We start from the raw sequence: 11236 nt of genomic DNA, 5'->3' as shown, positions 1-11236 counted from the left end.
TGGTAAAATAGTTGCTGGGTGTAATACTTTTGCGCCAAAGGTTGCCATTTCAGCGGCTTCGTCAAAACTTAAGCGTGCAATAGGCGTCGCTTTTGCGCACAAACGCGGGTCGGTGCTAAAAATGCCCACTACGTCGGTCCAAATATGCACACTTTTAGCGTTAATCGCTTCAGCTAGTAATGCAGCGCTATAGTCAGAACCACCACGTCCTAGCGTTGTGGTGTGACCGTATTCGTCACTACCAATAAATCCCTGAGTTACAATTACTTGAGCGTCTAATAACGGAATTAAATGCTCTTTAGCAGCTTGCGCTGTGGCTGAAACATTGGGCGTTGCTTTGCCAAATTGGCTGTCTGTTTTAAGCACCTTGCGCACATCAAAGCGATCGGCATTTAAGCCCTGTAAACGAAGTACCTGTGCAAATAAATACGACGACAAACGCTCACCAAAGCTAAGTAGCTCGTCGTGTTGCTGATCGGTTGTTAGTGGCTCTTGAGCCAATGTTTGAAATGCTTTTAGGGTTTCGTTAAAGCCAACAGCTAAATCGGCATCTAGCGATAATTCATCTAAAATAGTTTGTTGAATAGCAAGAACGCCATTTATGTGTTCTTGGCGCTCACTTGAAGTAATGCTTGATTTACACAGTGCAACTAAGTGATTAGTTACGCCGGCACTGGCGCTCACGGCAACAATACGTACGCTTTTATCTGCAACAATAATTTCGCTACAGCGACTCATCGCTTCAAAATTTGCAACACTTGTTCCGCCAAATTTGGCAACGATGTAATCTGATTTTGCGCCTGATACTGTTTGTGGCACTGATTGGGTAGTCATTTAGTCTCCTTTCGCGGTATCCAAACCGCAATAAAACAAGAAGAACTTGGCAAAGGAATGCTTGAAGATAAGTCCACTGCCAGAAGCTCTCCACCTATATTGGTGACAGTTTTGAGGATTCAGCCCCATAAACCGAAAAACAATGACGACGTACCATTATTTTCCTCGGCGAGTACTTCCCTCCTTAATGATCATCGGCTTTCGTCGCCTAACATTAAGTACCTAAGTATCGCACCTCTTCTGAATGCTTTATTAACCAGTGGCTAATAAAACAAAACCCCACTAAGTAGCGGGGCTTTGAAAGTTATCGTTTAGACGTCTAGCTGTCAAGCATTTAATAATTTATGAGTTAAATAAAACTGCCCATGTAATACGAGCCCGCATATCCAACCGTGTAACAAATTAATAAATGCAGCGATAAACGCAAGTAGCTCATAAAGGTAAGCGCTTTAACTTTACTCATGGCAATAATGCCCGCAGCCGAACCAATAATAAGCATTGAACCGCCCACACCCGTTGCATACGTAAATGACAACCAATGTTGTTGGCTCATTACTATATTGGCTTTTAATAATGCAGCGGTAAGCGGTACGTTATCGACCCCAGCTGATAATATGCCCATTAAGTAGTTTGCGTATTCTGGTGCCATTACCGTGTATAGGTCGGTAAATTTACTCAACATACCAATTTCTTTAAGTGCACCTACAAGTAAAAGTACGCCTACAAAAAACAATAATGTGTCGTATTCTATATCGCGAACAAAATCGATTATGTCTTTGTTTATGTCTTTTTTACGCATTAAAAATTGCGCCACTAAAAACATCACTGATAAGCCAAACAAAAAGGTTAATAAAGGCGGTACGCTGTAAATTACACTCAGCGTAAGTGTGCTCACTACGGTAGATAAAAATATAACAGCAATGGTTATGTCGGTTTTTTCAATGCGGGTTTTACCTGCACTAGCAAACTCAACACGCCCTTTCATACCTATAGACAGTAACGCGGCAAGCAGCATAACGCTTGCAAGTGCTGGCGCTATAAGTAGTAATAAATGAGCAATGGTTACTTTGCCATCTAAAAATATCATTAGTGTGGTTACGTCACCTGTTATTAGCGATACCCCACCTGAGTTCACTCCAAACACAATAAGCGTGGCGTATTTAATGAGTTTTTTAGGTTCAAGCTTTAACGACATAACAACCGCAAGCGATATAAGCGTCGCTGTTACGTTATCTGAAATCGACGAAAACAAAAACGCAAAACCACCCACCAAAAACATGAGCTTTTTTTCGCTAATACTTTTTGGCATAACACGGTGCACAATATTTTCTATAAACCCCTTTGAATTTAAATACGCGACAAAGGTCATTGCAGCCATTAAAAATAGCCATAATGAGGCAATTTCTAAAATATTTTCATTTAAAAGATGTTGAATCGTATCGGGGCTTTGCCCGTGTAGGGGGTATATAAAAAGAAGAATCCAGCAAAGCGTACCAAAAAACAGCGTGGTTTTAGCTTTATTTACATGGATTATATCTTCTATAACGATCAGTAAAAATGCAATCGCTATCAGGGTTAGAATAATCGAGGAAACCATGGTAGTTAAACAACCTTTGATATAGTTTTAAAGAACACACAAATAACATTCCATTTCATGTGCCTATTTTCGGCGCGAATTTTAGCACTGCCTCTATGCAAAAACTATTATTAAATGGTCTTAAAAACGAATACTATATACAGACAAGGTTAATTAAAAATACGTAATAATGAGTCTTCTAAAAGAACTCAATAATAAAATACTAGGATGTTGTAACCCCTTATGATCCCAGCTAAAAAGCTGCTAAACACCATAACCGAACATTGGGGTGTATTAGAGCTATTATTTAAACGTTTTAAAATGGCTGACTTTAGCCTAAAAGACGTACAAAACGCGATTAAGCAAAAGCAGCCTACGTGGTCAAACGAACGCATTTATAAAGAAACAAATCGTTTGTTAAATCAAGATATTTTAATTCCACTGGCTAAATCCTCTCAGCTTGAAATAAATCGTGCTATTGCTGATTTTGCTACTTTTTTACTGCAAGAAGAGCATTTAGGTTTAGCGCAAGAAATTAGCGTATTAGTAGACGACCTGGCACGTTTAGGAAATCGCCTAGATAACGCTGGCGAAATAGAAGACTTTGACGATTTACGCCGCTACAGCCGCATTATGGATGATCGGGTGCGTAAAATAATGAAGCTCTATACGCACAACGAAAACGCTATTTTAAATATTGTTGAACAAGCTAAATCTAATAATGCGGTGCAATCGCTGCAAAAGCGTTATAAAGCGGTAATAGAAGCGTTTGACGAATACATAGAGCCCATGCTTGAAATGGTTGATATTCGTGGTGAGTTTCATGCATGTTTTACCCTCATTGAAGAGCAAATAAGTAAGCAAATACTGCACATTGAGCGCTCAGGTAAAGCGTATAACGACAAACGTATGCTGGAGCAATTACGTACCCGTATACTCGAAATGCATTTAATGGGCCGAGAAAGCTTACGTAAAAGTGCCGATATGCTTATGCCACTGCGCGAGGAGCTACGCCGTAATAACTTAATTACTCGCCAAGCAGCCAAAGTACTTGGGCTTGTACGTAAAAATGGCGTAGACAATATGCTAAGTGCTGTGCAACCACATTTTGTAAGCGACGCGCAGCGATATTCGCTTGGTCAGCAACGCCATATTGTGGCTTACATGGCAAGCTTGGTTGAATTTGAACACGAAGAATACCAATTGCCTGACCAGCAAGACGTGCCTGCATTTGTTACGCCTAATATTCCTGACTACAACGATGTTAAAACCAACTTTGCTAAGCGCTTTAATAAAAAACGCAAAAAGCCGCAGCCCTTGCTGCAATTTTTAGACGAAAGCTATCCAGATCTCGATGCCGACGAAATGCTATTTTTGTATCAAAAATTAGTCAGCGACAGCGATATTAAAATAATTCAAAGCGATGAAAAAGCCCGCGTAAAAATTGCCGGTCAGCACTTTTCTTTATATCCATTTAATTCAGAGCCTCAGCCAGATTCAAAGGCAGGTAAATAAACCATGACACACATAAACTTAGACGAGCTAACCCATCTACAAGCCATTAATAAAAAATTAGTAGCGGGTTATCACATTTGCGAGCAAGACAACGTAATGTGGCAAGAGCTTGACCAACACATAGAAGACTACACCGCCCTATTTACCGCTTTAGGTAACGATTTAAAACACGACAGCCGTGGCTTTTATTATTTTGGTAGCGACGAAAGTACGCCAAATATGGGCAAAATATCTCGCGCTATCGCGCTCACCATTTACATTTTAATTGAGCACTACGCCAATACGGGTAAAGACCCAATGCGCGCATTGTTTGACGACGTAAACGATTTAGAGCTTATGCAAACGCTGGTGCAAATTAACAAACATTTGTTTGATCAGCTTGAGATATTTTCGGGATCGGATTTGCGTAAAGACGTTTACCTGCGCATGGTGCGCTTAGGTTTAGCCCGTGAACTAGAAGGCGGCTTTATGCTACAAGCGCCAATTCACCGCTACATAGATGCACTCATGGAAGTAAACGAAGAAACCTACATTACAGAGGACGAGGAATGAAAAATCTATACGGACTAAGCAAACTCGCCCTACTTAACACCGCAGGCTATGCAAAATGTGTGATCCCGCTTGATAAAAGCAGCTCTATTTGCGCGCCCAATAACACCGGTAAAAGCTCGGTTATTAACGCCCTGCAGTTTCCGCTTATTAACGATTTACGCTTAACAGAATGGGACGGACACGATTTAGATGAAACCCGTAAGTTTTATTTTTCATCCGATCAGTCGTACATTTTACTAGAAGCTAACTTGCCTCATGGCTCGGTAGTAATAGGCGTGGCAGGCCTTGGTAAAATTGCCGGTTACGCGCATCAGTACTTTTGTTATCAAGGAAAGCTTGATTTAGAGCAGTACACGCAAGGTAAAACTATTATTAAATTTACCAAGCTGTTCAACCATTTAAAATCGCTTAACTACAACCCTATTGAGCTTAAAGCACAAGAGTTAAACGCGCTACTTACTGGCGGCGCAACGCCTTTTGACGGCGACATTAACCTAAAAATGATCCCGCTTAATAATGTGCAAGACTCCTCTATTTATAAAGAAATATTTAGACGTATTCTTAACTTACACAAATTAGGCGCAAGCGACGTAAAACGCTTTATGTTACGCGTGTTTGAACGCCATATGTCGAACTCTAAAGTCGACTTTTATGAAGTATGGCGTCGCTCATTTGATAAAGTAAATCGCTCAAAACGCGAATTAAAAGCCCTTGAGTCAATGCAAGAGCCAATAGCCGCGCTTGAATCAATGCTTGAAAACCAAACCGTGCTTAAAGGTAAATTAGCCGCATACGCGCCTAAAATTGACCAAGCACTGATTGATTTTGATACCTATCAAGAGTCGCAACTCTCTGAGCTTGCCATAGCCCTTGAAGATATAGAGCACGAAAAACACGAGTTTGAGCAAAAGCAAAGCCTATACGTACAGCAATCGCGTGATATAGAGCGCAGACAAACTCAAATTGAGCAGTGGTTTTTAGATTACGATGCGCTTAAAAGCGAGTTTGAACTAGTAAATAAAGCCACCCTTAAAACCAGCCTGACTCAGTTAAAGCAAGATTACGAGTCGCTTTCGCACTCTATAACTAGCGCACAAGGGCAAAGCCTGCACACGCTTGACTACCGCATCAGCGAAACACAAAAACAAATTAAGAGCCTAAAGCTGCAACTTAAAAATCTTGAATTTAATTTGTTTACCCGCATGCGCGAAGACCTCTCGTTAAAAGAAGTAGAAGAAATATCGCGCATTTTAAACCCTGATATTCTCTCGTTTGCAACCACCACTAATGGCGATATAACCATTGATGACGAAGACGCGTTTGGGGAATTTTTATCGCTATTAAGTGAAAACGTTAAAGGCGGCGTCTTAACGCTACCAGGTGCGAGCATTAAGCTTAAAAAGCTCTCGCCTGTGCAAATGCAAAGCGGCGAAAACAAAGAGCAATTAACCGCTCAGTTAAATGCACTTGAGCATTCACTTAAAGAGTTTAAGCAACAGCGCGATGTTGCTGCAAACGTTGCCGACAAGCAAAAAGAAAAAGACGCGTTATACGATGAGCTTATGAGTGCAGAGAGCGCGCTAAAACGCTTAGAGCAGTTTGATGTAATGCAGCTATCGGTTGAAGCGCAAGCCATGCTAAAAGAGCAGTTATTAGCTGAGCGCGAACAAGTTGACGACTACTTGCAAGATATTCAAAAAAATAGTGGCTCAATTGCCGATCGTCGCTCGTTAATTAAATCGAAACAAGAGCAAATTGATCGCCAAACTGAGCGCTTACGCCAAGTTAAGAGCGAGCGAATTGACCACACGCTTGATTTATACAGCGGTAAAGTAACCCCGTATATGATTGATATTACAGTCGACTTTGATAACTTAAGCGACCTTGTTCATCACTTTAATAAAGACTGCCAAGAGCTGCGTAATTTTGACATAAACGTACGCAACACCTATTTGCATGTATATAACGCGGGTATTACTAAATTCGACAACGAAAATGACGAATACACTAAATATCAAAAGCTAATAAGCGCCTTTCATAATATTGATAACGAACGCGATGCCGTTGAGCGCCAAGCGCGTGTTGCGCTTACCGAGGTTGCCGCAACGATTAAAGGCTTGCGAGAAGATTTAGACCGACTTCGCCGCGAAATGAATAGCTTTAATAAAGGCATAAGCCAGCACCGAATTTCAAACCTGCAAGCGTTTAAAATTAACGTAATACCTCGCAAAATGCTGGTTGATAGTATCGATACCATTATCAGTACGTCGCATCAGTTTGAGCAAGGTGACACGCTTGATTTACTTAGCCAAGAACCGTACAGCGAAAGTGCGGTAAACGAAGCAAAAGATCACTTAATTAAACTCGCATCAGATAAAGCGGGCTTAACACTTACCGATTTATTTGATATTCGATTTGAAGTAGTTAACCGCGCAGGTGAAACCGAACACTTTGAAAAAATAGATTCTGCAGGTTCAAACGGCACACGTATTACGATTAAGTTATTGTGTGGCATGTTGTTTATTCGTTACTTATTAAGCGATCAGGAACAAAACCTATACCGTATACCTATTTACATAGATGAAGCGGCCGACATTGACCCACAAAATCAAAAAGCAATTATAGAAACCGCACTAAGCTTTGGTTTTGTTCCTATATTTGCCTCAGTTAAGCCGCAAATAAGTTGTGACTACATTGTGCCGATTCGCTCGGTAAAAGACGGTGCACAAAACTGGGTAGATGAAAAAGATTGGATTGAAGTTGAACACAATTAATTGGCCGTTAAGGCAAACCAACTAAACTAAAATATAGGACGTTTAAATAATACACATTTAAACTATGTGTGTTATTTTAAATTAATGCATTCTATTGGAGCAAACGTAATGAAAAATATACTTATTGTTGCAGCGCTAGCACTACTTACAGCCTGTACACAAACCCCTGATTGGGATTACGATAAATCAGCCAACTTTAGTAATTTTAAAACATTTGCTTGGGTAGAAAACGCCAGCCTAACTAAAGACACAAATAATTACCAAATTAATGGCCTAATGGAAAAACGTGTTCGCACTGCCGTTAACGCAGAACTGAGCCAAACACTAGGTATGAGCTTAGTTGATGCAGCAAATGCTGATGTACTTGTTAACTATCATGCATCGGTAGATAAAGAGCTTGAAGTAGATACATTTAATGTAAACTACCGCCCGCATTGGGGTTATTGGGGTACTGGTTTTCAACGTGACACAACCGCGCGTGAATACGAAGTGGGCACACTGATTATTGATATTGTAGACCGTGAATCTAACCAGCTAGTATGGCGCGGCGCAAAAGAAGGCCGATTAAAGAAAAACCAATCGCCAGAACAACGTGAAGCATCAATTAATAAGACAGTGAGCGAAATATTAAGTAACTTCCCGCCGCAAAAGCAGCAGTAAGTTAAAATTAGCTATAAGTAAGTTTTAAAAAAGCTCACAGTACGTGAGCTTTTTTGTGGGTATGTATTTTTGGGACTTCAGGTTTAAATAATTATGAGCTGCGCTCGTCACGTCAGCAAGCTGCACGTCTACAAAAAACACCGCGTCAAACTTTACCCGTAGGCGCTAAGCTTGCTTACGCGAGAAGCGATAGCTTCTAATTACTTATCTTTGTGCGCTTACCCTACTCAAATTTACGATTTATACTTATGCAATAACTCAAGCGGTATATGGCAGTAATCATCAGGATAATTAGTTAAACGGTCTTGATGCTCAGGATCGCTTGGCACGTAGTTAGTTAGCAGCTCTACCCCTACCACAATTTTATCGGCATCACTGCGCTTGTTTATATAATTGCTTGCTGCATCTAAATGGCTTTGGTTTTTGCTATAAATAGCAGTGCGGTATTTAGGGCCTACGTCATCCCCTTGTTTATTAATACTGTATGGGTCAATAATTTCAAAAAAGTAGTCATACAGCTTATTTAGGCTAACGACTTTTAAATCAAAAATGACCTTTACGCATTCGGCATAACCATCGTATTCGCCGTCAGTGGTTTTGCTTGTACCATTAGCGCGACCTGCTTCAGTACTTATTACGCCTGGTAAGTGCTTTAAAAACTCTTGTACGCCCCACAGGCAGCCACCAGCAAAGTAAATAGTATTATATTCTTTAGTATCCATTATAAATGTTACCTAATAAGTAATTATACCGATTGCATTAAAATAATGTTCTATTATAGCGCCAAGAAAATAGCGCAATAACAAGGCGAAAATTATGACATATAGTTGTTCTATATAAATAATTTTTAACGCAGTGAGTGCGCTATTTAATACGATAGAATGACCACGTTTTTAATAAAGCCGGTATTACGTAAATGGTTATCAAATGCAGTTATTAACAAATTAATGTACAATCGCGCACAAAATGACTGCTGTTACATTTAATTATTTTATCATGCTCAAATATAAGCTTTTAAATTAATTGTAACCACAGCTACAAATAAAAAATGACGAGAAACACATGAATCGCACACCACACCTTATAATGCCTGCAATATTATGCAGCGTTACTGCATTTGCTAATGCTAATACGCTATCTGATGAGTCGGCAATCGAGAAAATAACGGTTGAGGCCTCACCCACTGCAAATAAGTTGCCAGTAGGTACATTCGACTCGCCTATTTCTAATTTAGAATATGACCCCCGTGTTGATTTACAATCGCGTAATATGGCTGAGGCGCAGGCTGATGTAACTATACGCGGCGGTATTTTCGAAAACACCGGTTTTAGAGTAGGAAGCGTTACCCTGCTTGACCCGCAATCTGGGCATTATTTTGCTGAAATACCCATTGCACCGCAAATGCTAACCGGCCCAGATGTTTTAACCGGTGCCGATAACGCACTTTACGGTATGAATAGCTCTGTAGGTACAGTTTCGTTTGGTTGGAAACCGATTATTACTGGCGGTAGTGTATCCCTTGGTACTGGTACAAACGACTTTAATCTGCAAAGTATTCACGCTGCTAAAAACACACAACTTGATAGCTTAGCTAACTATACTCTGGGCTTTGAAGGTGAGTATTCTCATTCGCAAAGTGATGGCACCATTGATAATGGCGATCATGACTTCTCGCGCGCCTCAGCTCGCGTGCAATTAGCAAGCGAGCATAGCCAAACAGATTTGTTTTTTGGCTCACAAGATAAGTTTTTTGGCTGGCCTAACTTGTACACCCCTTTTGGCGTTAACGAAACTGAAGATTTAGAAACCCGTCTTTGGATGCTTAATCACAAGCAAAACTACGCTGATAACAGCAACTTTGAAGTATCTGCTTATTATCGTACCCATGACGATCACTATATTTACTCGCGCGAAAATCCTAGTGCATTTGAAGCTTTTCATAAAAGCGAAGTTAAATCGTTTGGACTTTCGGGTCGCCATGCACAAAGCGATGCACTGGCAATAAATTACTCTGCACAATTTATTGATGACTCGATTGAATCAACCACACTCGAAAACAACTTTACCTCACGTAAGTATTATAAATTAAGCGTATTGCCTGAATACAAAATGGCGCTTGAGGATAATAAACAACTTACATTTCGTTTAGGTGCTGCGTTTGACGATACAAATAGAGACGACTCTGAACTGTCACTTATTGGTGATATAACGCTTAATACACAAAACAGCAAAGGTTTTGAGCACACGTTTTATTTATCGTACGCAGAGGCGAGTCAAGTTGCAGGCTACACAGCCATNAGCGACTCTGGCGGGTTATTTAGAAGTAACTACAACCTTGAGCGCGAAACCACATCAAACTTGGAGCTAGGTTTATTACTTGAAGAACAAAGCTGGCAGTTAAACTCGGCTATTTTTTATCGAAAAGATAATAACTTGACCGATTGGACCTTTAATTTTGATTCAACCTCAGCGCGCTTTGCAAACCCAGTAGATATTGATACTGCAGGGGTTGAATTTTTAGCGACTAAGCACTTTGATACAGCAAAGCTTATAGCAAGCTACACCTATTTACATAAATCAGAAAACTACGGCGCAGCCGATATTGATGCCAGCTTTTACGCGTTAAACTTTCCTGATCACCGTTTAACACTTGGCGCTGTGTACAACCCAACTGATATTTTAGAATTTAGAATAGATAACGAATGGCGTACACAACACAAAAATTCACTTAGAAACGGCAATGACAATGCGTTATTTACCCAGCTAACGCTTAAAATAACGCCGCCACAGTTGAGTAATTTATTTATCACCTTAGCGGCAGATAACTTATGGGATGAGTCGTTTGAAGAAATACCAGGTACACCTGGGCGCGGTGAGCAATATACGTTAAGCGCAACGTATAGCTGGTAGAAAATAAAGCCAGCGTTTACGAACTCAATTTATACTTTGGTTTGTAAACGCTGTGTTTATTTATATAAAAGTGCAGTTTTTAGGAAAAAATATTACACAAAGAGAAAAGAATTAGGAGTAAATGAGAAAAACAAAAGCCAACTATTACTTTAAATTAATCTCCTCCTCTAAAAGCGCAGCGCCTCCTCCCCTCTTTGTGAATAAATCAGTTTTACAGGCTTTGCCTGTCACGTAAGCAAGCTTCACGTCTTGTATCTCTCATTGATAAATGATTAGCTATCATTTATCACATCGAAGTCAGTGAGCTTGCCTTCGCGTCTAGTATTTAATACTGCTCCGTAGATAAAGCCCTGACTTTCTATTCTCACAAACTGAATGGTATCCAAGCACGCTTTTATTTAAGTAGATGCTGTAT

The 11236-nt window shown here is 40.2% G+C and carries 8 protein-coding genes and 1 riboswitch; of the genes, 5 read left to right on the top strand and 3 right to left on the bottom strand.

The window, feature by feature from the left end:
• On the bottom strand, positions 1-834 hold an 834-nt coding region (locus L652_RS0108340; RefSeq protein ID WP_024603400.1), incomplete at its 3' end, for an aspartate kinase.
• 75 nt (positions 835-909) lie between these two features.
• A riboswitch (Lysine riboswitch) is annotated at positions 910-1082 on the bottom strand.
• 101 nt (positions 1083-1183) lie between these two features.
• Complete coding sequence (gene nhaD, locus L652_RS0108335; RefSeq protein ID WP_024595197.1) at positions 1184-2431, bottom strand: sodium:proton antiporter NhaD; 1248 nt, start codon at positions 2429-2431, stop codon at positions 1184-1186.
• 222 nt (positions 2432-2653) lie between these two features.
• Between nhaD and L652_RS0108330 the strand changes: the two genes are divergently transcribed.
• The 4 genes from L652_RS0108330 (at position 2654) to L652_RS0108315 (ending at position 7911) form a co-directional block, all read left to right on the top strand.
• Complete coding sequence (locus L652_RS0108330; RefSeq protein WP_024595196.1) at positions 2654-3925, top strand: hypothetical protein; 1272 nt, start codon at positions 2654-2656, stop codon at positions 3923-3925.
• A gap of 3 nt (positions 3926-3928) precedes the next feature.
• The gene (locus tag L652_RS0108325; protein ID WP_024595195.1) at positions 3929-4477 is read left to right on the top strand and encodes a hypothetical protein; all 549 of its coding nucleotides are present in this window, start codon (positions 3929-3931) and stop codon (positions 4475-4477) included.
• Positions 4474-7251, top strand: a complete 2778-nt coding sequence (locus L652_RS0108320) for an ATPase (RefSeq protein WP_024595194.1) — start codon at positions 4474-4476, stop codon at positions 7249-7251. The genes L652_RS0108325 and L652_RS0108320 overlap by 4 nt, the downstream gene beginning before the upstream one ends.
• Positions 7252-7359: 108 nt before the next feature.
• Entirely contained in the window at positions 7360-7911 is a 552-nt protein-coding gene (locus L652_RS0108315; RefSeq protein ID WP_024595193.1) for a DUF4136 domain-containing protein, read from the top strand.
• 233 nt (positions 7912-8144) lie between these two features.
• Here the strand turns inward: L652_RS0108315 and L652_RS0108305 are convergent, their stop codons facing one another.
• Positions 8145-8633, bottom strand: coding sequence for a peptide-methionine (S)-S-oxide reductase (locus L652_RS0108305; protein ID WP_024595192.1), 489 nt, complete (start codon positions 8631-8633; stop codon positions 8145-8147).
• A gap of 340 nt (positions 8634-8973) precedes the next feature.
• Here L652_RS0108305 and L652_RS0108300 point away from each other — a divergent pair, with 340 nt between their 5' ends.
• Complete coding sequence (locus tag L652_RS0108300) at positions 8974-10821, top strand: TonB-dependent receptor (protein WP_024603399.1); 1848 nt, start codon at positions 8974-8976, stop codon at positions 10819-10821.
• The last annotated feature ends 415 nt before the right edge of the window (positions 10822-11236 follow it).

It is taken from the genome of Pseudoalteromonas sp. TB25 (genome assembly GCF_000497995.1).
GTDB classification, from domain to species: domain Bacteria; phylum Pseudomonadota; class Gammaproteobacteria; order Enterobacterales; family Alteromonadaceae; genus Pseudoalteromonas; species Pseudoalteromonas distincta.
Note: the sequence above shows the minus strand (reverse complement) of the source record. Positions and strands in the feature narration are given on the sequence as shown.